The organism is Paenibacillus pseudetheri (assembly GCF_924513355.1).
GTDB lineage: Bacteria > Bacillota > Bacilli > Paenibacillales > Paenibacillaceae > Paenibacillus_AQ > Paenibacillus_AQ pseudetheri.
In genome coordinates this window covers 42,340-62,841 of sequence record NZ_CAKMAB010000005.1, presented here as the reverse complement: position 1 = coordinate 62,841, position 20,502 = coordinate 42,340, and the positions used below count along the sequence as shown (strand labels likewise).

Here is a 20,502-nt window from a genome sequence, read left to right as displayed (position 1 = left end):
TAATCTTAAAAATGCGACCTTATTAGAGTATCATATTCGTGTCAGCTGTATCCAGTGAAAACATTACGATAGAATTGAATGTGGTATGATAAAAGGAATTATGTGATTGGAAAGGAAGTAATAAGTGTGACTGAAAAAATAGACGGATACAAGGAGCGGTTAGCTCTGATTCAGCAGAATGGAAATCTTTCTATCGAGGCTGAGGCTTTGCTGGAAGAGATGATGGCAGATTTGGTGGAATTGAATCGAAGCAATAAAGCGCTGCGGCGGGCAATAATGAAAACTGGGCAGGCCTCCACAATGTCGACTCGTTTAAGGGATGCACTGTACGAATAGAAAAAGAGGGTATGCGAATGGGTTTGATTTTCTCTTTTCTCAAAAAATATAAAGTCGCTGCAATAGCTGCCCTAGTGATGATGCTTATTGAACTAGCGGTGGAATTGTCACAGCCTTTACTCATTTCCAAAATTATTGACCAGGGCATTAAAGAACAGAATTCCTCAGTAGTATGGCTATGGGGCGGTGTATTGATCGGCAGCGCGGTAGTCGCTTTTATAGCTGGGGTATTAAGTTCTTTTTTTGCTGCCCATGCGAGTCAGAGCTTTGCGTTTGATCTTAGGGACAAGTTATATGAAAAGATACAATCCTTTACATATGAAGTATTCAATCGGTTTGCTACATCGTCGCTGATCACGCGTCTCACCGGTGATGTATCTCAACTGCAGGACACTATATTTATGAGCCTCCGCTTTATGACACGGGTGCCACTGGTGGTGGTGGGCAGTGTGATTATGGCATTGGTTGTTCATGTGAAGCTGGGATTATTTCTCACTATAGCTCTACCTTTGTTGCTTCTCTTCCTTTACTTCATCATGAGAAAAGCTTCTTTGTTATTTCGCAACGTACAAAATCGGCTAGACGGTGTGAATGGCGTAATTCAGGAGAATTTAACGGGAATTCGCTTAATCCGTGTGTTTGTGCGCATGGGGCATGAGATTGGACGTTTCACGGTCTTTAGCGGAAACTTGATGAAATCCACGGTATCCGCGCTACGCTTGACGGAGACAACGATGCCATTTGTTATGCTTATTGTGAATGCAGCGATTATGTCGATCTTATGGTTTGGACGGATTGAGATTGCAAATGGGGATGCTACTTTAGGGGAAACTGTTGCAGTTATTAACTACTCTTTACGAACCATTGGAGCGTTGTCAGCTATATCTGGGTTAGTCGTTATAATTTCCCGAGCACGTGCCTCCTCACAGCGTATTACAGAAGTGATGTCAGCAGGCGCTGGAGTTAAGGAAGGCGGAGCCGCAAAGGGCGAACCGATACAGGGTCATATCCAATTTGAAGGCATCAGCTTCAAGTATCCTGAGAGTGATATTTCGGTGCTAGAGGATATTACTTTTGAAGTTGCTGCTGGTGAGCGAGTAGCGATTATGGGAGCCACCGGATCAGGAAAGTCTTCTCTTGTCGGTCTAATCCCACGTTTATATGAAGAGACTGACGGTATCATTCGCATTGATGGGCAAAAGAGCGCCGATATCGATATTTCAAGATTGCGGCGATCGATCGGTTACGTTCCTCAAGAACTGCAGCTCTTCAGCGGATCGATTCGCGATAATATCGCTTGGGGCAATGAACATGCCACACAGGAACAAATCGAACACGCAGCGGCTGCCGCACAAATTCACGCAACAGTGATGGATCTGCCCAATGGTTATGACACAATGCTGGGTCAGCGAGGGGTAAATCTGTCTGGTGGGCAAAAGCAACGGTTGACCATTGCTCGGGCGCTTGTGAGGAAACCTGCTATTTTGATCCTCGATGACAGTACGAGTGCGCTGGATGCTGTGACAGAAGGACTTTTGCTGGAGGCGCTAAAAGAGATTTCATGTACAACCTTCCTGATTACTCAAAAGATCAGTTCTACTGCATCTGCAGATTTGATTCTGCTGTTGGACGAAGGGCGCTTAATCGGTAAGGGAACACATGACGAGCTTATGACAAGCTCTGCGCTGTACCGCAAGATTTATGAATCACAGGTAGAGGAGGCGAAGCAGCATGTTCAAAGCAATTCTTGAACCCTTTCGTCACCCAAAACCCGTCATTGAGCTTGGAGCAGGAAGAAGCCTTGGTTCAGCTGCAGGAGGGAAGCCAAAAGCAAAGGCGAAGGATTGGGGCGGCACGCTCATGCGGATTTGGAGCTACCTAGCCGAGCGTAAAGCTAAGCTTTTTCTCGTTCTCTTAATGGTTGTCTTCAGCTCGGCTTTAGCACTGCTCGGGCCTTATATGATTGGTAAAACCGTGGATGATTATTTGGAAGGCACAGGCGGACGATCGTGGACGATTTTTCTGATCAGTCTAGCTAGTGTTTATATCTTCTATTCATTAACTTCTTGGCTGCAAAATATATGGATGATTGAAATTGCCCAGGAGACTGTATTTCGGATGCGAACGGAGTTATTTTCCCATCTTCATCGGTTGCCAATCTCATTTTTTAATCGGAGACAGCAGGGCGAAATTATGAGTCGCCTCACCAACGATATTGAGAACGTCAGCTCTACGCTGAATAGCTCAGCTATTCAGATCTTTTCCAGTGTTTTGACATTGCTCGGAACGGTGGGTGTAATGCTCTGGCTCAGTCCTCTACTGACGCTGCTCACGTTCCTGGTTGTGCCGTTGATGTTATTAGGCATGCGCTGGATTACTCGGCGTACGGGTCCGCTTTTTAAAGAACGTCAGCGCAATGTGGGTGAGTTAAACGGTTATATAGAAGAGACATTATCCGGTCAACGGATTATCAAGGCTTTTTCACAAGAGGAACGGGTCATCGCTGGTTTTCATGAACGCAATAAGCGAATTATGCTCTCTGGATACTGGGCACAGTCGAATTCTGGCTTCATTCCTAAGCTGATGAATGGACTTAATAATTTGAGCTTCGCTATTGTGGCCGGAGTCGGTGGTTTGTTAGCGATTCGCGGAGCGATTACGGTCGGTGTGATTATTGTTTTTGTAGAATATACGCGTCAATTTACTCGCCCTCTTAATGACTTAGCGAATCAGTGGAATACACTACTGTCAGCGGTTGCGGGAGCGGAAAGAGTGTTTGAAGTGCTGGACGAAGAGACGGAAGCTAAAGATGAAGGTGCAGCTATTTCGCTGGTTAGAGTTGAGGGTGCAGTGAAGTTCGAAAATGTATCTTTTTCATATGACGGAAGTTCTAACACGCTGCATGATATTAGCTTTGAAGCGAAGCCTGGCGAGATGATCGCCTTAGTAGGACCTACCGGTGCCGGCAAAACAACACTTATCGGGCTGTTATCTCGTTTCTATGATCCTAATCAGGGTAAGATTACGCTGGATGGCTTAGATGTCACTTCGATTCGGCGTGAAAGCCTGAGGAGCCATATGGCGTTTGTATTACAGGATTCCTTTTTATTCAAGGGCAGCATCCGCGATAATATTCGTTACGGTAGACTGGATGCTTCCAATGAAGAGGTCGAGGCAGCGGCCAAGCTGGCTAACGCTCATTCTTTTATTATCCGGATGCCGGAAGGTTATGATCGAATGCTCTCTGCAGATGGTAGCGGCATAAGCCAAGGACAGAAGCAATTGCTATCCATTGCAAGAGCCATTCTTGCCAATCCTTCGATGCTTGTTCTTGATGAAGCCACTAGCAGTATCGATACGGTGACCGAAATCAAGATTCAGGAAGGACTTCAGGCGCTGATGAAGGGTCGGACCAGCTTCGTTATTGCCCATAGACTGGGCACTATCCGCGCAGCTGATCGAATTCTTGTTCTTCAAGGGGGAAGATTGCTGCAGCAGGGCTCCCATGAGGAGTTGTTGAAGCAAGGTGGCTTGTATAGCGAGTTGGTCCAAGGCGGTCGTAGAGAAGTACTTGATAAGGCTAGGCATTAAACTATGCATAAAAAGGCGGGAGTTTTCAAGGAAGCGTAGGTCGCGTCCGTGAAACTCCCGCCTTTATGTAATGTGTAGATATTCATTATACATTTGAAGTGAGTTGTCGATGGTTTAATTGCAGAATGTGCAATAGATTTCGATTGTACAATGAGGGGATGATTATGCTGCTTATGAGATCGTATCTTGCGCTGCAGCTTGTTTCGCTTTTTGTTTCTCCTTGAACCGAGGGCCAACATAATTACGTTTGCGGTCTCTTGCCAGAATCCAGCCGCCAAGGAAAGTCATACCTGCCGCAAACAGCAGAAACCCTCCGCCGAAATGCAGCCAGGCGAAATCTGGAACAACGGCGTCATCGCCATGCATAGAGATATAATCAAAAATATCGTCCTTCATCATTAAGAAGCCCTTCATTGCAATTAAACCAGGAAACACTAGAATAAGGATGGCAATGAAGCGTGAAATTAATAGTTTCATAAGTGTCTCCTACCCCTCTTAGCCCATTAGATTCAACCATATGATAACGCTTTAGTAAGAAAAAGTCCATTTGGATATGACGTTTATAAGTTTTGTAATACGCTAAAAAGAGAGTACAATATACAATGTAAAATGAACTTACGTGTAATGACTGGAGGATACATATCATGACAATTTCATGTGACGTGGCCATACTTGGCGGAGGAACCGGGGGATATGTGGCAGCCATTCGCGCTGCACAGCTTGGAAAGTCCGTCGTCGTCATCGAAATGGACAAACTGGGAGGAACCTGCCTGCACCGTGGCTGCATTCCTAGCAAATCGCTGCTCAGAAGTGCAGAAGTATATGCTGAAATCAATGAGAGCGAGAGCTATGGCATTGAGACAAGCGGTGTACAGCTTGTATTCCCAAAAGTACAAAAGCGCAAGGAAGCTGTAGTTGAACAACTTCATCAGGGCGTACAATATTTGATGCGCAAAAATAAAATACAAGTTATTAAAGGCAAGGGGCGCGTAACGGGTCCCTCTATTTTTTCCCCGCGTAGTGGTGCTGTTGCTGTGGAACTAGAAGATGGTGAAATGGAAACAGTAGTCTCTAGCCATCTTATTATTGCTACAGGATCTCGTCCGCGTGTATTACCTGGTCTGGAACCAGACGGGAAAGTTATTCTTAGCAGTGACGAAGCGCTCACCCTCGACGAGTTACCCTCTTCCATCATTATTGTTGGAGGCGGAGTAATTGGGGTGGAATGGGCCTCTATGCTGGTTGATTTCGGAGTGCAGGTAACGGTAGTTGAAGCTGCTGGCCAGTTACTGCCACAAGAGGATGAAGAGGTAGCTAAAGAACTGCAACGCTTATTGAAAAAACGTGGTGTTAAAATACTGACTGAAACTACAGTGGATGCTGCAACCTGCAAGGTAACGGACGATGGAATTTCGATTGATGCCCGTAAGGGAGAGCAAACCCAAAGTCTATCCGCAGAAAAGTTACTTGTATCCGTAGGGAGAGTAGCGAATATAGAGAATATTGGTCTGGAAAATACAGATGTTCGCTTTGATAAAGGGATTATCGCTGTAAATGCTACTATGCAGACGGCTGAGCCACATATTTATGCGATTGGTGACTGTATCGGTGGACTACAGCTAGCTCATGCAGCCAGCCATGAAGGCATTATGGCGGTCAACCATCTCGCTGGTGAGAAACTTCACCCTTATCATACACATCTTGTACCGCGTTGTGTCTACACACGTCCTGAAGTTGCGAGTGTGGGTCACACTGAGAAGGAAGCTAAAGCATTGGGACATGATGTAGTAACTGGTAAATTCCCCTTCTCGGCCATTGGCAAGGCGATTGTGTACGGTCAGAAGGACGGGTTTGTTAAAGTTGTGGCGGACCGTAGCAGCGGAGATATTCTCGGTGTGCAGATGATAGGTCCGCATGTTACGGATCTAATCGGGGAAGCTGCATTGGCTCAACTGCTGGATGCAACACCTTGGGAGGTTGGCGAGGCTATTCATGCTCACCCTACACTTTCGGAGATCATTGGAGAAGCAATGTTAGCTGTAGATGGAAGAGCTATCGGGATTTAGCTTTTCTTTTTGGGTAAAAAGGGATTATAATAAACTCAAGCCAAGTCTTAGTACCAGGTTTTAAGATCAGGATACAATTGGTCTTAAATCCTGTAAGACTCAGGCTTTATGAATAAGGAGGTATCTCTTTATGGAATCCCAAGATACTGTAAAAACGATTAACAGACATAAGCAGCTTGGACTAAGTGATGGCCAGGTCATCGATATGTACAGATATATGCTGCTCGCACGTAAATACGACGAGCGCAGTCTGCTGCTTCAGCGCGCTGGCAAGATTAACTTTCATGTCTCCGGCATTGGCCAGGAGGCGGGTCAGGTGGCAGCAGCATTTGCGCTGGACCGGCAGAATGATTATTTTTTACCTTATTACCGTGATTATGCTTTCGTACTCTCCGTGGGTATGACTACTCGTGAATTGATGCTGTCTGTGTTCGCAAAGGCAGAAGATCCAAACAGTGGTGGGCGGCAAATGCCAGGTCACTTTGGTAGTAAGCGTCTGCGTATTGTGACAGGCTCAAGTCCTGTAACCACGCAGGTCCCTCATGCGGTTGGTTTTGCTTTGGCAGCCAAAATGCAAAAGAAAAAATTCGTCTCATTTGTAACCTTCGGGGAAGGCTCTAGCAACCAAGGCGATTTTCATGAAGCTTGTAACTTTGCCGGAGTGAATAAGCTACCGGTTATTATCATGTGTCAGAATAATCAGTACGCGATCTCTATTCCTGCTCACAAACAGCTTGGCGGTATGGTCAGCGACCGTGCTCTGGGTTATGGGTTTCCAGGTGTGCGTGTAGACGGCAATGATCCACTGGAAGTATATCGTGTCGTTAAGGAAGCTCGGGAAAGAGCACTTGCGGGTGAAGGTCCTACGTTGATCGAAGCCATGATGTACCGTTTATCTCCACACTCCACATCGGATAATGATTTGGCTTATCGGACCAAAGAAGAGGTTGATGAGAATTGGAAGAAGGACGGCGTAGCAGGATTCCGTAATTACCTGATCGGTCTGGGACTTTGGAGTGACGAGCAAGAACAGGATCTTATTGCTGAATGCAATCTTGAGCTTAAAGCAGCTATCGAATATGCTGACAACGCTCCGTTCCCGAAACCGGAAGATACACTGCTGCATGTTTACAGTGATTCCGACCTGAAAGGAGGAGCATAAATCATGGCTATAATGGAATATATCGATGCCATTCGGCTCGCGATGAAGGAAGAAATGGAACGCGATGAATCCGTGTTTGTGCTTGGTGAGGACGTGGGTCTCAAAGGTGGCGTATTTACCACAACAAAAGGTCTGCAAGAACAGTTCGGAGAAGAGCGTGTACTGGATACACCATTAGCGGAATCAGCTATCGCTGGTGTGGCGATTGGTGCAGCTATGTATGGTATGAAGCCGATTGCTGAAATGCAGTACTCTGACTTCATGCTTCCAGCAACGAATCAAATCATTAGCGAAGCGGCCAAAATCCGCTATCGTTCAAATAACGATTGGAATTGCCCGGTTGTCATTCGTGCGCCTATCGGCGGCGGTGTATTCGGCGGTCTGTACCATTCTCAGTGCCCGGAATCGATTTTCTTCGGTACACCGGGATTGAAGATTGTCGCACCTTACTCTGCTTACGATGCAAAAGGACTATTGAAAGCAGCCGTTCGTGATCCTGATCCGGTTTTATTCTTCGAGAACAAAAAGTGCTATAAGCTGATCAAGGAAGAAGTGCCAGAAGGTGATTACACCGTTCCAATTGGCGAAGCTAATCTGCTGCGTAAGGGAACAGATATTACGGTTATTGGTTATAGTTTGCCATTGCATTTTGCGATGCAAGCAGCAGAAGAATTGGAGCGCGAAGAAGGCATTACAGCGCATATTCTGGATCTGCGGACCTTGCAGCCTCTTGATCGTGAGGCGATCATAGCTGCTGCTCGTGAGACAGGGAAGGTTCTTATTGTGCACGAGGACAATAAAACGGGCGGTATTGGTGGCGAAGTGGCGGCGATTATCGCTGAGCATTGTCTATTTGAACTAGACGCGCCGATCTTCCGTCTTTGTGGTCCGGATGTTCCGGCGATGCCAATCAGCCCACCAATGGAGAAGTTCTTCATGCTTAGCAAAGAAAAAGTGAAGGCAGAAATGCTTCGACTGGCGCAATATTAAAATAGTTGAGTGGACGCGAAGCTTCGTAAAAACTTAAAGATTATGCTTACGAAGTGAGTTTTACTTCGTAAAACTTAAGTTAAATGCTTACGATGCAAGTTTTACTGCGAAGTATTTCTAAGAAGCGAAGCTTCGTAAAACTTAAAGATTATGCTTACGAAGTGAGTTTTACTTCGTAAAACTTTTAAGGAGTGAAAAGATGTCTGACAACCAAAAGTTGACTGACGTGATCATGCCGCAGCTGGCGGAATCGCTAGTATCGGCGACGATCGGCAAATGGCTGAAGAAACCGGGCGATCCGGTAGAGCAATATGAACCATTATGTGAGCTTATTACAGATAAGGTAAACGCTGAATTGCCTTCAACGATAGATGGAGTTATGGGTGAACTATTGGCGGAAGAAGGTCAGGTTGTCAATGTCGGCGAAGTCATTTGTCGTATTGCCGTGCCTGTGACTGCATCTGCTGCTCCAAACGTGACGAACACTAACACAGTTGTAGCTGATTCCTCTAGTAATGTTGCAGGACAAAGTGCCACCTCAACTGCTAACGATACAATGCGTGCACGCTACTCTCCCGCGGTACAGACTTTGGCGGCTGAGCATAACATCGACCTGACTTTAGTTATGGGTACAGGTATGGGTGGTCGAATTACCCGTAAGGATGTGCTGGCCTTCATCGAAAGTGGCGGAGCTACATCTGCAGCTTCGATTTCTGCTAGTCAACCTGCCCCAGTGGTGTCACAACCGCCTGCTCCACAGTTCGTTCAAGCCCAAGAGAAGAAGACGGAAGAGCCTCTTCGTCATTCGGGTCTACATTTGAGCGAATCTCCTCGTATTCCAACAATTGAAGTCGAGGGTGGCCGAGGCAGCAGTTCGGAATACCTGATTGATGTAACACCAATCCGGAATACAATCGCTACAAGAATGCGCCAAAGTGTCTCGGAGATTCCGCATGCTTGGACAATGATTGAGGTAGATGTGACTAATCTGGTCGCACTGCGCAATAAACATAAGGATGAGTTCAAGCGTAAAGAAGGTATCAATCTAACCTATCTGGCTTTCATGATGAAGGCTGTTGTGAGTGCGATTAAGGATTACCCGATTATGAACTCTGTCTGGGCTGTAGACAAAATTATTGTCAAACGTGATATCAATATCTCGTTAGCGGTAGGTACTGAAGATTCGGTTATCACTCCTGTAATTAAGAAGGCTGATCAGAAAAACGTTGCCGGGCTGGCACGTGAGATTGATGAATTGGCACAAAAAACCCGGGAAGGCAAACTGAGTCTGGAAGATTTGCAGGGAGGGACTTTCACTGTAAATAATACTGGATCATTTGGCTCCATTCTTTCTTATCCAATCATTAACTATCCACAGGCAGCGATTTTAACGTTTGAATCGATTGTAAAAAGACCTGTGGTCATTAACGATATGATAGGTGTACGATCAATGGCTAATATTTGTCTGTCGCTGGATCATCGGATTCTGGATGGAGTGATTTGCGGTCGTTTCTTGCAACGCGTTAAGGATAACATTGAAGGATATACCCCAGATACGAAACTTTACTGAAGAATAATAACGAGCCAAACTGTGCAGGCATGAGACTGAAAAAGGGGACCTGACGGTATGAATAATTCGGATATTCGTAAGCTGCAGATTTCATATGACCCTATTATGGAGTATGGGGAGGCTTGGGATCTGCAGAAGGAAAGTGTGCACGCCATTGATGCTGGTGAGCAACCGGAACGATTGATTCTTTTGCAGCATCCGCCTACCTATACTATTGGTTCACAGAATCATCCAGAACATCTTCTTTTAGATGAAGAGCAGCTCAAAGAAAAAGGAATCGCGCTGTTTGAAATCGACCGGGGAGGAGATATTACATATCACGGACCGGGTCAGCTTGTAGGTTATCCGATCCTTATGCTAGGTGAAGAAGGTAAGGTAGATTTACGCGGGTACTTGCGCAGTCTGGAAGCAGTGATTATTGATTATTTGGCATCCTACGGAATTGTAGGGGAACGGAAACCGGAGTATACAGGGGTATGGGTTGGAGACGAGAAGATCTGTGCCATTGGTGTCAAGTTTAACAAAAGCAAATTCCGAAGAGGGTTTGTAACTAGCCATGGTTTTGCTTTTAACATTTCTGAAGGAATATCTGGATACGGCTTTAAAGGTATTATTCCATGCGGTATCACTGAATTTGGAGTAACTTCCCTAGAAGAGTGTGCAGGTCGTCGTTTTGAACTTCAAGATGTGGCTAAAGAATTGGTCCCGTATTTTCTAAGACACTTTCCTTATGAAGAGCAGGATGAGTTCTTCGGCACTATGGCTTAAGGTTGATTAACGAACTAACAGGCAAGCCAAATAGCGGCAAGGGAATCCCTAGCCGCTATTATCAATGTTCCTTGTGTAGATATTAACCTGCAAGGAAAGGCTCGATAACCATAAAGAGCGTAGAGGCAATCATGGCGAACAACATGACGTAGATGAAGATTTTGAACCACTTATTACGTTGCATGAGTAACTCCTTTAGATTTAGTTTAAGTTAATAGCATGAAGATGGTCTTTCTGTACAACCATTGTAACGTATTCACGAAAGAGAGGGAAGTCCAGTGATTTCACAAGACAGATTGATTCAAGAATTTATGGAACTTGTCCAAGTTGATAGTGAAACAAGAAATGAACGGCAGATTGCCGATGTGCTCAAGAGCAAATTTAACGCTCTTGGCTTAGAAGTTACCGAAGATGATTCCCAGGAAAGAACTGGACATGGAGCGGGTAATCTATTCATTACCTGGCTGGCTGAGAACGGTGGATCTGCACCCAAGCTTCTGTTCACTTGCCACATGGATACAGTCGTTCCTGGACAAAATATCAAGCCTACGCTCGGCGCGGATGGATGGATTACAAGTGACGGCACTACGATCCTTGGAGCAGATGACAAAGCTGGGCTAGCTGCACTGTTTGAAGCGATCAGAGTGATTCAAGAGCAAAAATTGCCACATGGTCAGATTCAGTTCGTAATTACTGCGGGTGAAGAATCTGGATTGCTAGGTGCACGTTCGATGGATCCGAGTAATTTGGATGCAGACTTCGGTTTCGCACTCGATTCCAATGGTGAAGTCGGTGCGATTGCAGTTGCGGCACCTACACAAGCTAAGATTACGATGCAAATCTTCGGAAAATCAGCTCATGCAGGTGTTAATCCAGAAGACGGCATCAGTGCGATTCAAGTAGCCAGCAAAGCGATTGCCGCCATGAAGCTTGGTCGGATCGACAACGAAACGACTGCGAATATCGGTAAATTCGCTGGCGGCGGTCCTACGAATGTGGTGTGCGATCACGTTCAATTGGACGCAGAAGCACGTAGTATCGTGCAGGAAAAAGTTGGCGATCAAATCGCTTCAATGCGTGAAGCACTGGAGACCACTGTCCGTGAACACGGTGCAGAATGCGAATTCCGTAGTGAAATTATTTATCCAGCTTTCAGCTTTAATGAAAATGATCCAGTGGTACAACTTGCACAACGGGCTATCACTTCTATGGGACTTACGCCACGTCTGTTCCACTCAGGTGGAGGAAGTGACGCTAACGTGTTCAATGGCTTAGATGTTCCGACCATTAACCTCGCTGTAGGATACGAGCATATCCATACCACTAAGGAACGGATTAAAGCCGAAGACATTGTTAAAGTGGCTGAGCTTGTAGTGAATATTGTTAAAGAGAGCGTAAAGGGCTAATCTAAAGCTCTTTTAATTAAATGAAGGAGCTGCCTCCAAGTTGTTAAGCTTGGGAGCAGCTCCTTATAATTATAAGAGCATGTTTGATTAAGAATTTACCCTGCTTTGGTTGGAATGATCTTGGATTGATCCTTTAGGGAGAGAATGTATGAGAGAGGCATATCGGGCCCATACCGCTCTATCCACCTAGCTAAGATGGCCTTTATTTCCTCCGGTTTACCTACCATTGTAACTGCGGATGAGCTTGTACGGCTGAAGATTTCGTTCATCTGAAATTCCTTCTTTCCCTTTAAATTTGCTATAATACACCGTATGCACAATAGAGAAAAAGGAGACCAGAAACTTTATGGGAGAACAACATTTGCACAGCAAACCCGAGCTTGATGAAGTGACATTGTCTACACAGCCTGTTTTTGATGGGAAGATTATATCTTTACAGGTGGACACAGTGAGACTGCCTGATGGAAATACTGCGACACGTGAAGTTGTGAAGCATCCCGGCGCCGTAGCGGTGCTTGCTTTAAACAACAACAAAATGCTTGTTGTAGAGCAATACCGTCAGCCCATGCAACGCACTGAAGTAGAAATTCCGGCTGGGAAGCTGGATAAAGGTGAAGATCCATTAGTTGCGGCTGGTCGTGAACTTCAGGAAGAGACTGGATTTCACAGTGGAGATCTGAAATTGCTTAAATCCTTCTATACTTCTCCCGGCTTCGCCGATGAGATTATTCATTTGTATGTGACTACTAATGCAAAGCCAGGGGATATGTCACTGGACGAGGACGAATTTCTAGAAGTTTCGGAGCTTACCCTGGAGGAAGCGTATCAATATATGGCTGACGGGCGCATCGCGGACGCGAAGACGATGATGGCAGTGTATGCTTGGCATCTATACACGCTGACAGGCCAATGGAATTAACAACTGAACTGAAGAGTTTCTATTGCGATTTGCATGTTCATATAGGACGAACGTCAGAAGGACAAGCGGTTAAAATCAGCGGTTCCCGTGAGCTCACCTTTGCTGGAATTGCCAAAGAAGCTGCAGAGCGCAAGGGCCTTGAGATGATCGGTATTATTGATAGTCATTCACCAGGCGTTCTACGTGATATTCAACGTTCCTTGGAATCTGGAGAGATGACGTTAGCTGAAGGTGGAGGGATTACTTACCGAGAGACTGCGATCATTCTGGGAACAGAGATTGAAATCCGTGAGCCTGGGCGAAAAGAGTGTCATGTGCTCGCCTACATGCCGGACGTGGAGTGCATGACCGATTTTAGTGCGTGGATGAGTCGCTATATGCGGAATGTGAATCTAAGTTCCCAGCGCCTGTATGCTCCGGCTAGGGAGCTTCAGGATGAGATTTACGGGCGGGGAGGCATTCTTATCCCGGCGCATATCTTCACGCCCCATAAGGGCTTGTACGGCTGTGCTGCAGAGCGTATGGCGGACATCTTTGATCTGGACCGCATAGCTGCGGTTGAACTTGGGCTGAGTGCAGACTCCGAAATGGCTGGATATCTTTCTGAACTGGATAATTTCACGTTTCTAACCAACTCAGATGCGCATTCACTGGGTAAGTTAGGGCGTGAGTATAATGTGATGGACCTGGCACAGCCTTCGTTCGCTGAACTGCGGCTCGCACTAGAACGTAAGGAAGGGCGGAAGGTAACTGCCAATTTCGGACTTAACCCCCGGCTTGGTAAATATCACCGAACCTACTGCGGAGGTTGTGGCAGTATTATTGACGAAGCTTATGTCACATCGGAACGCTGCCAGTATTGTGGCAGTCTTAAATTGGTGAGGGGTGTATTCGACCGGATCCTAGATATCGCAGACCGAAAGACGCCTCTAGTACCCGCAAATCGTCCGCCTTATCACTATCAGGTTCCACTTGAATTTATTCCAGGCCTCGGGAAGGCTAAGATGAACGCGTTACTGCAAGCTTTTGGCACGGAGATGAACATTTTACATGGTTGTGGTGAAGCGGAAATTGCTAGCGTAGTTGGAGTGGATTTGGCGGCTATGATCGTTAGGGCCCGCTCAGGCATATTGGAATTATCAGCAGGCGGTGGGGGAACATACGGTAAAGTCGTACAACCTGGAAAGTAGAGTTATTGTCCTAAGGACAAGTCATATCGCGGGACGTTTTCTCATATGGTGTAACATGTAACCGGAAAGGGGAACGTCTCGATGCGTAATTTAAGGCTGATGATGAAGGAACAGACGCCTCTGTATATTTTTGTCGGCGTATTATTTCTGGTAGGTGTTGTATTTGGAGCTCTTATCGTTAGTGCGCTTACGATGGATCAGCAACAGGAGCTGAGCGATTATCTAGGGAATTTCTTTGTAACGGTTGATCAACAGGGTCTACCCGCAGCACCTGATTCGTATTGGAGCATAGCGGCCTTAAATCTGAAATGGATTGGGCTGATCTGGATCCTTGGATTATCAGTCATTGGGCTGCCAGGAATCTTGATTCTTGATTTTCTTAAAGGGGTATTGATCGGCTTTACGGTCGGTTGTCTAGTAAGTCAATATTCATGGCATGGAATGCTGTTCGCGTTAGTCTCTGTGGCTCCGCACAATCTGGTACTGATTCCTGTGTTGTTGGTAAGTAGTGCAGCGGCGATCGCCTTTTCCTTGCAGATGATTCGTAGCCGAGTGCTAGGACAACGTCGGACACCAGTGACTCGACCGTTTACTATGTACACCATATTGTCACTTGTAATGGCACTGTTGATTCTGGGCATTTCTAGTTTTGAGACCTATGTTACGCCGATCATGATGCGCTGGGTTACGCCCTCACTTGTACAAGCAGTGACTACCTTGGGCTTGCAGTAAAAGCGTTTGACTTCTCAAAGCGACACCCCCTATAATGGAAGAAGTGGTTTGAAGACCGGTGAGGTTATTTTCCAAGGGGGAGGGAGACAATGGAAGCTCGGATAGACAAAATTAAGCAACAGTTACAATCCCAAGGATACAAGCTTACACCCCAACGGGAAGCGACCTTAAGAGTGCTGCTGGAGAATGAGGAAGATCATCTTAGTGCAGAAGATGTTTTTATGCTCGTGAAAGAGAAAGCTCCCGAGATCGGTCTTGCGACTGTATATCGTACCCTGGAACTTCTTAGCGAGCTTCACGTCGTAGAAAAGATTAACTTCGGTGACGGTGTCGCCCGTTATGATCTGCGAACAGATACTGCGAAGCACCATCATCATCATTTGATTTGTGTGCAATGCGGTAGTATGGATGAGATTCGCGAGGATTGGCTAGGTCCGCTAGAAGAGCGGCTGGAGAAAGAATTTAATTTCACAGTGCTTGATCATAGACTTGATTTTCATGGGATATGCTATCGGTGTAGCGATAAGAATAATTCAAACGGGAATCCGTCCTAAGTCATCTTATAATGAAATTCACTTCATAAGCTCTCCCCGGTTTTTTACCGGAGGGAGCTTTTTAAATGATTGGTCGATTAGAGGTATACATATCAGTCCGTTTTGGTGCATAAGGTGAAGGACGAGCAGATCTTAACTGTATGTTAAAGGGAGGCGTCCATATGATCGTTTCTGTGCCCAAAACAGTTCGAAAGCTGTATTTTATGATCATGTTTGTGGCACTAAGCTATTTGCTCTACAGTGCTATGAGCTGGCTTGGTGAATGGATCAGTCCGATAGAAGATTATGGAATTCCTGAAGGCACCGCTGTTCGGGCTTTTGATCATGCCGATCGTGGTGGTGATGGTCTGGATACAAGACAGCGTTTGCGCTTCTATTACTGGTACGGAGAATGAAAGCTTATTAGGAAGCAGGAACAAGCGAGAAGAATGTCGAAGAAAACAAGGTGGATTCATGCAGCGTATACTAAATGTACACATCTGCAGAAGCCTCATGCTGAATGTGCTGCAGGAAGTCACTATGAGTAGCTGCGCCAGGACAGGAGCGTGAAATGATGAAGTCACACTTGCAGCCGTTTTTACATTATTTGTCCGGAGATAAAGGCTTGTCCCCGAATACACTGGAATCTTACGGTAGGGATGTATCGCAGTTTCTGGAGTTCGCTGAAGAGCGGGGGGCTAGTCAGCCTGATGAGATCCGAAGATCTCATGTGATGTTATATCTTGGTTCATTACGCGGAGCTGGCCGAGCAACTGCAACGTTGAACAGGAACGCAGTATCCCTCCGTGCTTTTTTTCATTATTTGCTGAAGGAACGTTTGATTGAGCAGGATCCAACACTGGACATGGAGACCATGAAGCCTGATAAGAAAGCTCCTATGGTGCTTACCATTTCGGAAATCGAGCAGTTATTGGCTGCGCCGGATGTGAGTACGCCACAAGGGGTTCGTGATAAGGCTATGCTGGAATTACTCTATGCAACAGGCATTAAGGTTTCTGAATTAATCTCGCTTAACGTGGATGATGTGAATACAGATATGAAATTTGCACGCTGTACAGGAACATCTGGCAAGGAGAGGGTAGTTCCCATTGGAACCCTTGCTGCTGAGAGTGTATCGGCTTACACTTCCCTTATGAGGGACAAGCTGCTTCGTGATCATCAGGAGGAACAGGCCATGTTCCTGAATAGTCTAGGCGGTAGATTAACCCGGCAAGGCTTTTGGAAAATCATAAAAAAATATGCGCGGGAAGCAAACATTGAGCAGGATATTACACCACATACGCTTAGGCATTCCTTCGCAGCCCATTTACTGGAAGGCGGAGCGGATTTGCGTTCCGTACAACAAATGCTGGGTCATGCCGATATTTCAACGACTCAGATTTATAACGGTATAGCCCGTAAGAATATGAAGGAAGTATATGAGAGCCACCATCCTAGAGCTCGTTAATTCTGCTTTAAAGATGCTTTTTGTGAGTAAGATGGTTATGATGGAATCATACTGAAAGGATAGACTGGGGAATGATCCGCAGGTTATCTTTTAGCAGAAACGGATACCTGATAAGCGGTACATTGTATCGCTAGCTTCGGAAGCCTATGTCTTCTGAAGACGGTACAGCCGTTTCTTCTTGTTGGCAAGAAAGAATATCTATATTAAAAAAGGAGTGAAGACAACAATGTCCTCATTTAAACGAATTGGTTTTATTGTTCTAGATAGTGTCGGTATCGGTGAAGCGCCAGATGCTGCGAATTTCGGTGATGCTGGATCACATACGCTTGGTCATATATTGAATCGTGTTCCTGGTTTGAAGCTTCCTAATCTCCAGAAGCTCGGGTTAGCAAATATTGCACCGCTGCCACCGCTTGAGCCTGTAGCTTCACCAACAGGGTACTACGGCAAAATGCAGGAAGTATCTGTAGGCAAGGATACGATGACCGGACACTGGGAGCTAATGGGGCTGAAGATTGAGGTTCCTTTCAATACGTATCCTGACGGTTTTCCAGCAGAATTGATTGAGAAGTTCGAAGCGGCAACTGGTCGTAAGGTAATCGGGAATAAACCGGCTTCCGGTACGGAGATTCTTGTTGAATACGGCGAAGAGCAAATGAAAACCGGTGCTTGGATTGTCTACACCTCTGCGGACAGCGTGTTCCAGCTTGCTGCACATGAAGATATCATTCCACTCGAAGAGCTGTACAGCGCTTGTAAAATAGCCCGTGAGCTGACGATGGCTCCAGAATTCTCGGTTGGTCGCGTGATTGCTCGTCCATATGTTGGCGAACCAGGTAATTTCGTTCGGACGCCAAACCGGCATGACTATGCCGTGAAGCCGCCAGAACCAACGGTAATGAACGCGCTGGCTGATATCGGTAAGGATGTTATCGCGGTGGGTAAGATCAACGATATCTTTACAGGAGAAGGAGTTACGGCTTCTTATCCGACGAAGAGCAATGAACATGGAATCGAAGTTACTATTGAGCAGCTTCGTCAACCGTTTGACGGTTTCCTGTTTACGAATCTGGTGGATTTTGACTCTTTGTATGGTCATCGTCGTGATCCAGAAGGATACGGTCGTGCACTGGAAGTGTTCGATCAGGCGCTGCCTGAAATTCTATCTGCGCTCGGTGAAGATGATCTATTGATTATTTCTGCAGACCATGGTAACGATCCGATCCATAGTGGAACTGACCATACCCGTGAATATGTGCCGCTCTTGATCTATAGCCCACGGTTTAAACATCCAGAAAGTTTGGGCATTCGTGAAACCTTCTCTGATGTAGCTGCAACCATTTCTGATAACTTTGGTGCGAAGGCGCCGCAGTATGGGACAAGCTTTTTAGCGAAACTGCAATAAAAGGGTTGTGGGTTGCTCCACAACATCAATGAAGGAGGATCATCCATGAGCGCGTTAACTCAAAAGGAAATTCAAAAAGCAGCCATATATATAAAAGACAAATGTCCGGTGGCTCCGGAAATTGGATTGATCCTTGGTTCAGGCCTCGGTGTGCTAGCAGACCTTATTACTGATGGAGTAAGCATTCCATATGATGAGATTCCTCACTTTCCTGTGTCTACTGTAGAAGGACATGAGGGCGAGCTATTAATTGGTATGATCGAAGGCCGCCGAGTCGTGATGATGAAGGGCCGCTTTCATATGTATGAAGGTTATGGACCGGAGGTAACGGCATTCCCTGTACGAGTTATGAAAGAGCTTGGTATAGCCAGTTTATTAGTAACGAATGCAGCTGGTGGAGTGAACACTGATTTCACGCCGGGTGATCTTATGCTTCTTACGGATCATCTTAATATGACTGGACGGAATCCTTTAATAGGACCTAATGATCCTGCACTTGGTGTCCGCTTCCCAGATATGTCGACCGCCTACAGTCGCCGCTTGATCCAGGTAGCGAAAGAGACGGCAGCTCAACAGAATTTCGAGTTCAAAGAAGGCGTATATGCGGGTCTGCTGGGACCTTGCTATGAAACGCCTGCTGAAATCGTAATGCTTCGTACACTAGGCGCCGATGCTGTGGGCATGTCTACAGTATCGGAGACCATTGTTGCTCGTCATGCGGGTATCGAGGTACTGGGCATCTCCTGTATTACTAACATGGCCGCGGGAATCCTGGATCAACCTCTCAATCATGAAGAGGTGATGGAAACTGCAGAACGTGTGCGTGAACGTTTCTTGAAACTGGTCTTAGGCTTTATTCCAAAAATGTAATTTCGGGCACTGCATTTTGAATTACTGGGAGGTCATAATTATGACACAAGTGATTAAATTTCAGCCATTGACGTATGAACAGGTAGTAAAGGTAGTTAATTTAACTAAACCAAAATATATCGGATTTGCTCGCGCAAATGTCCGTGAAATGCAGGTGTAAAATGAGAGCTGTCGACATTATTCAGAAAAAAAGAGACGGTGGAGAGCTGAGTCGTGAGGAAATATCCTTTCTAATTCAAGGCTATAGTAAAGGTGAAGTTCCTGATTATCAACTTTCCGCTTGGGCCATGGCGGTTTACTTTCAAGGCATGAACGCGCGGGAGACCGGTGATCTAACGATGGAAATGGCGATGTCCGGTGATCAAGTTGATCTGAGCCCAATCGCAGGCATTAAGGTTGATAAGCACTCCACAGGTGGAGTGGGAGATAAAACCACCGTGGTGCTTGCACCGTTGGTAGCTTCTGCTGGAGTACCGGTAGCGAAGATGTCCGGCCGCGGATTAGGGCATACAGGAGGCACACTTGATAAGTTGGAGTCGATCACTGGCTTCTCTGTCGAGATGGATCGCGAGCGTTTCTTTGATCAAGTAGGTGAGATCGGAGCTGCCGTGATCGGCCAGTCGGGCAACATTACACCCGCAGACAAAAAGCTGTATGCCCTTCGGGATGTAACGGCAACTGTTGAATCCATCCCTCTCATTGCAAGCTCAGTGATGAGCAAGAAGATTGCAGCTGGTGCAGACGCTATTGTGCTGGATGTCAAAACCGGCAGCGGCGCTTTTATGAAGACGCTTGATGATTCTATTGCGCTTGCCCAGGCTATGGTGGATATCGGCACCCATTTGGGTCGTAATACCGTTGCGATCATCAGTGATATGGATCAGCCACTGGGTTACGGGATCGGAAATGCACTGGAAATTAAGGAAGGAATCGAGACCTTGAAGGGTCACGGTCCTAAAGATTTGCAGGAAGTCTGCCTTATTCTGGGCAGCCAGATGCTTGTTCTTGGCGGTAAAGCCAAGGATGAAGCGGAGGCTCGTTCGATTCTGATGACACATATTGAAGATGGCACAGCGCTGGAGAAATTCAAACAAATCGTGGGTGCGCAAGGCGGCGATGTATCACAAATCGATGATCCGGAGAAACTCCCTGCTGCTAAACGATTCATTGAAGTGAAAGCGAAAACTGAGGGGTTCATTGAGGGTATTCAAGCAGAAGAAATCGGCATTGCTGCTATGCTGCTTGGTGCAGGGCGAGAAACCAAGGAATCTGTAATAGATTTGGCTGTGGGTATTCAACTCTCTAAAAAAGTTGGAGATGCTGTAGAGATCGGCGATACACTTGCAGTATTGCATATCAATGATGCCAGTGACAAGAAAGTAGAGGAAGCTGAGGGTAAGGTGTTAGAAGCTTACCGTATTACTTCTGAGTCGGTTCCACCATTGCCACTGGTGTTCGCGCTTGTTACGAAGGATGGAGTAACACGGTACTAGCCA

Annotated in this window: 21 protein-coding genes; 18 read left to right on the top strand and 3 right to left on the bottom strand. The window is 46.1% G+C overall.

Annotated elements, in window-relative coordinates; all coding sequences use genetic code 11:
* Window positions 1–126 precede the first annotated feature (126 nt).
* Genes L1028_RS06025 through L1028_RS06015 form a run of 3 tightly spaced genes read left to right on the top strand, consistent with a single transcriptional unit; the run spans window position 127 to window position 3,927 of the window.
* Window positions 127–336 carry a hypothetical protein gene (locus L1028_RS06025; RefSeq protein WP_234532325.1) on the top strand — a complete coding sequence of 70 codons (210 nt, stop codon included), beginning with the start codon at window positions 127–129 and terminating at the stop codon, window positions 334–336.
* Window positions 337–353: 17 nt separating this feature from the next.
* The gene (locus L1028_RS06020; RefSeq protein ID WP_234532323.1) at window positions 354–2,087 is read left to right on the top strand and encodes an ABC transporter ATP-binding protein; all 1,734 of its coding nucleotides are present in this window, start codon (window positions 354–356) and stop codon (window positions 2,085–2,087) included.
* The gene (locus tag L1028_RS06015; RefSeq protein WP_234532322.1) at window positions 2,068–3,927 is read left to right on the top strand and encodes an ABC transporter ATP-binding protein; all 1,860 of its coding nucleotides are present in this window, start codon (window positions 2,068–2,070) and stop codon (window positions 3,925–3,927) included. The genes L1028_RS06020 and L1028_RS06015 overlap by 20 nt, the downstream gene beginning before the upstream one ends.
* 171 nt (window positions 3,928–4,098) lie before the next feature.
* On the opposite strand, the gene L1028_RS06010 is transcribed toward L1028_RS06015, so the two are convergent.
* Window positions 4,099–4,404 (bottom strand): DUF2627 domain-containing protein, encoded by a 306-nt coding sequence (locus L1028_RS06010; RefSeq protein WP_234532321.1) that lies wholly within the window; start codon window positions 4,402–4,404, stop codon window positions 4,099–4,101.
* Window positions 4,405–4,571: 167 nt separating this feature from the next.
* Between L1028_RS06010 and lpdA the strand changes: the two genes are divergently transcribed.
* From lpdA to lipB, 5 genes are all read left to right on the top strand, one after another.
* Window positions 4,572–5,993 carry a dihydrolipoyl dehydrogenase gene (gene lpdA, locus L1028_RS06005; protein ID WP_234532320.1) on the top strand — a complete coding sequence of 474 codons (1,422 nt, stop codon included), beginning with the start codon at window positions 4,572–4,574 and terminating at the stop codon, window positions 5,991–5,993.
* A 130-nt stretch (window positions 5,994–6,123) separates the two neighbouring features.
* Window positions 6,124–7,155, top strand: coding sequence for a thiamine pyrophosphate-dependent dehydrogenase E1 component subunit alpha (locus tag L1028_RS06000; protein WP_234532319.1), 1,032 nt, complete (start codon window positions 6,124–6,126; stop codon window positions 7,153–7,155).
* A gap of 3 nt (window positions 7,156–7,158) precedes the next feature.
* A complete protein-coding gene (locus L1028_RS05995) occupies window positions 7,159–8,145 on the top strand; it encodes an alpha-ketoacid dehydrogenase subunit beta (protein ID WP_042190385.1) in 987 nt (328 codons plus the stop codon).
* A 199-nt stretch (window positions 8,146–8,344) separates the two neighbouring features.
* Window positions 8,345–9,715: a dihydrolipoamide acetyltransferase family protein gene (locus tag L1028_RS05990; protein WP_234532318.1), complete on the top strand. Its 1,371-nt coding sequence runs from the start codon at window positions 8,345–8,347 to the stop codon at window positions 9,713–9,715.
* Between the two features lie 57 nt (window positions 9,716–9,772).
* Window positions 9,773–10,483, top strand: coding sequence for a lipoyl(octanoyl) transferase LipB (lipB, locus tag L1028_RS05985; protein WP_234532317.1), 711 nt, complete (start codon window positions 9,773–9,775; stop codon window positions 10,481–10,483).
* An 82-nt stretch (window positions 10,484–10,565) separates the two neighbouring features.
* Here lipB and prli42 read toward each other — a convergent pair whose 3' ends face one another.
* Window positions 10,566–10,667: a stressosome-associated protein Prli42 gene (gene prli42 / locus L1028_RS05980; RefSeq protein WP_094872112.1), complete on the bottom strand. Its 102-nt coding sequence runs from the start codon at window positions 10,665–10,667 to the stop codon at window positions 10,566–10,568.
* A gap of 94 nt (window positions 10,668–10,761) precedes the next feature.
* On the opposite strand from prli42, the gene L1028_RS05975 reads away from it, so the two are divergent.
* Complete coding sequence (locus L1028_RS05975; RefSeq protein WP_234532316.1) at window positions 10,762–11,889, top strand: tripeptidase T; 1,128 nt, start codon at window positions 10,762–10,764, stop codon at window positions 11,887–11,889.
* 95 nt (window positions 11,890–11,984) lie between these two features.
* Here L1028_RS05975 and L1028_RS05970 read toward each other — a convergent pair whose 3' ends face one another.
* Window positions 11,985–12,158 carry a hypothetical protein gene (locus L1028_RS05970; RefSeq protein WP_179085764.1) on the bottom strand — a complete coding sequence of 58 codons (174 nt, stop codon included), beginning with the start codon at window positions 12,156–12,158 and terminating at the stop codon, window positions 11,985–11,987.
* Between the two features lie 77 nt (window positions 12,159–12,235).
* On the opposite strand from L1028_RS05970, the gene L1028_RS05965 reads away from it, so the two are divergent.
* The 9 genes from L1028_RS05965 (at window position 12,236) to L1028_RS05925 (ending at window position 20,499) form a co-directional block, all read left to right on the top strand.
* Complete coding sequence (locus L1028_RS05965; protein ID WP_076299537.1) at window positions 12,236–12,808, top strand: NUDIX hydrolase; 573 nt, start codon at window positions 12,236–12,238, stop codon at window positions 12,806–12,808.
* Window positions 12,799–13,998 carry an endonuclease Q family protein gene (locus L1028_RS05960; protein ID WP_234532315.1) on the top strand — a complete coding sequence of 400 codons (1,200 nt, stop codon included), beginning with the start codon at window positions 12,799–12,801 and terminating at the stop codon, window positions 13,996–13,998. Before L1028_RS05965 ends, L1028_RS05960 begins: the two co-directional genes overlap by 10 nt.
* An 81-nt stretch (window positions 13,999–14,079) precedes the next feature.
* A complete protein-coding gene (gene spoIIM / locus L1028_RS05955) occupies window positions 14,080–14,730 on the top strand; it encodes a stage II sporulation protein M (RefSeq protein ID WP_234532314.1) in 651 nt (216 codons plus the stop codon).
* A gap of 89 nt (window positions 14,731–14,819) precedes the next feature.
* Window positions 14,820–15,284 carry a ferric iron uptake transcriptional regulator gene (gene fur, locus L1028_RS05950; RefSeq protein WP_042129744.1) on the top strand — a complete coding sequence of 155 codons (465 nt, stop codon included), beginning with the start codon at window positions 14,820–14,822 and terminating at the stop codon, window positions 15,282–15,284.
* A 161-nt stretch (window positions 15,285–15,445) separates the two neighbouring features.
* The gene (locus tag L1028_RS05945; RefSeq protein ID WP_234532312.1) at window positions 15,446–15,679 is read left to right on the top strand and encodes a DUF4227 family protein; all 234 of its coding nucleotides are present in this window, start codon (window positions 15,446–15,448) and stop codon (window positions 15,677–15,679) included.
* A 158-nt stretch (window positions 15,680–15,837) separates the two neighbouring features.
* Window positions 15,838–16,731, top strand: coding sequence for a site-specific tyrosine recombinase XerD (gene xerD / locus L1028_RS05940; protein WP_234532566.1), 894 nt, complete (start codon window positions 15,838–15,840; stop codon window positions 16,729–16,731).
* A 226-nt stretch (window positions 16,732–16,957) separates the two neighbouring features.
* Window positions 16,958–18,136, top strand: a complete 1,179-nt coding sequence (gene deoB, locus L1028_RS05935; RefSeq protein ID WP_234532310.1) for a phosphopentomutase — start codon at window positions 16,958–16,960, stop codon at window positions 18,134–18,136.
* Between the two features lie 45 nt (window positions 18,137–18,181).
* Entirely contained in the window at window positions 18,182–19,006 is an 825-nt protein-coding gene (locus tag L1028_RS05930; protein ID WP_234532308.1) for a purine-nucleoside phosphorylase, read from the top strand.
* 161 nt (window positions 19,007–19,167) lie between these two features.
* Window positions 19,168–20,499: a pyrimidine-nucleoside phosphorylase gene (locus L1028_RS05925; RefSeq protein ID WP_234532306.1), complete on the top strand. Its 1,332-nt coding sequence runs from the start codon at window positions 19,168–19,170 to the stop codon at window positions 20,497–20,499.
* Window positions 20,500–20,502: the final 3 nt, after the last annotated feature.

Excerpts from the sequence above, each read along its gene's own strand:
- L1028_RS06020 (WP_234532323.1), top strand. The coding sequence starts at position 354 with ATGGGTTTGATTTTCTCTTTTCTCAAAAAATATAAAGTCGCTGCAATA.
- L1028_RS06015 (WP_234532322.1), top strand. The coding sequence starts at position 2,068 with ATGTTCAAAGCAATTCTTGAACCCTTTCGTCACCCAAAACCCGTCATT.
- L1028_RS06010 (WP_234532321.1), bottom strand. The coding sequence starts at position 4,404 with ATGAAACTATTAATTTCACGCTTCATTGCCATCCTTATTCTAGTGTTT.
- lpdA (WP_234532320.1), top strand. The coding sequence starts at position 4,572 with ATGACAATTTCATGTGACGTGGCCATACTTGGCGGAGGAACCGGGGGA.
- L1028_RS06000 (WP_234532319.1), top strand. The coding sequence starts at position 6,124 with ATGGAATCCCAAGATACTGTAAAAACGATTAACAGACATAAGCAGCTT.
- L1028_RS05995 (WP_042190385.1), top strand. The coding sequence starts at position 7,159 with ATGGCTATAATGGAATATATCGATGCCATTCGGCTCGCGATGAAGGAA.
- L1028_RS05990 (WP_234532318.1), top strand. The coding sequence starts at position 8,345 with ATGTCTGACAACCAAAAGTTGACTGACGTGATCATGCCGCAGCTGGCG.
- lipB (WP_234532317.1), top strand. The coding sequence starts at position 9,773 with ATGAATAATTCGGATATTCGTAAGCTGCAGATTTCATATGACCCTATT.
- prli42 (WP_094872112.1), bottom strand. The coding sequence starts at position 10,667 with ATGCAACGTAATAAGTGGTTCAAAATCTTCATCTACGTCATGTTGTTC.
- L1028_RS05970 (WP_179085764.1), bottom strand. The coding sequence starts at position 12,158 with ATGAACGAAATCTTCAGCCGTACAAGCTCATCCGCAGTTACAATGGTA.
- L1028_RS05965 (WP_076299537.1), top strand. The coding sequence starts at position 12,236 with ATGGGAGAACAACATTTGCACAGCAAACCCGAGCTTGATGAAGTGACA.
- L1028_RS05960 (WP_234532315.1), top strand. The coding sequence starts at position 12,799 with ATGGAATTAACAACTGAACTGAAGAGTTTCTATTGCGATTTGCATGTT.
- spoIIM (WP_234532314.1), top strand. The coding sequence starts at position 14,080 with ATGCGTAATTTAAGGCTGATGATGAAGGAACAGACGCCTCTGTATATT.
- fur (WP_042129744.1), top strand. The coding sequence starts at position 14,820 with ATGGAAGCTCGGATAGACAAAATTAAGCAACAGTTACAATCCCAAGGA.
- L1028_RS05945 (WP_234532312.1), top strand. The coding sequence starts at position 15,446 with ATGATCGTTTCTGTGCCCAAAACAGTTCGAAAGCTGTATTTTATGATC.
- xerD (WP_234532566.1), top strand. The coding sequence starts at position 15,838 with ATGAAGTCACACTTGCAGCCGTTTTTACATTATTTGTCCGGAGATAAA.
- deoB (WP_234532310.1), top strand. The coding sequence starts at position 16,958 with ATGTCCTCATTTAAACGAATTGGTTTTATTGTTCTAGATAGTGTCGGT.
- L1028_RS05930 (WP_234532308.1), top strand. The coding sequence starts at position 18,182 with ATGAGCGCGTTAACTCAAAAGGAAATTCAAAAAGCAGCCATATATATA.
- L1028_RS05925 (WP_234532306.1), top strand. The coding sequence starts at position 19,168 with ATGAGAGCTGTCGACATTATTCAGAAAAAAAGAGACGGTGGAGAGCTG.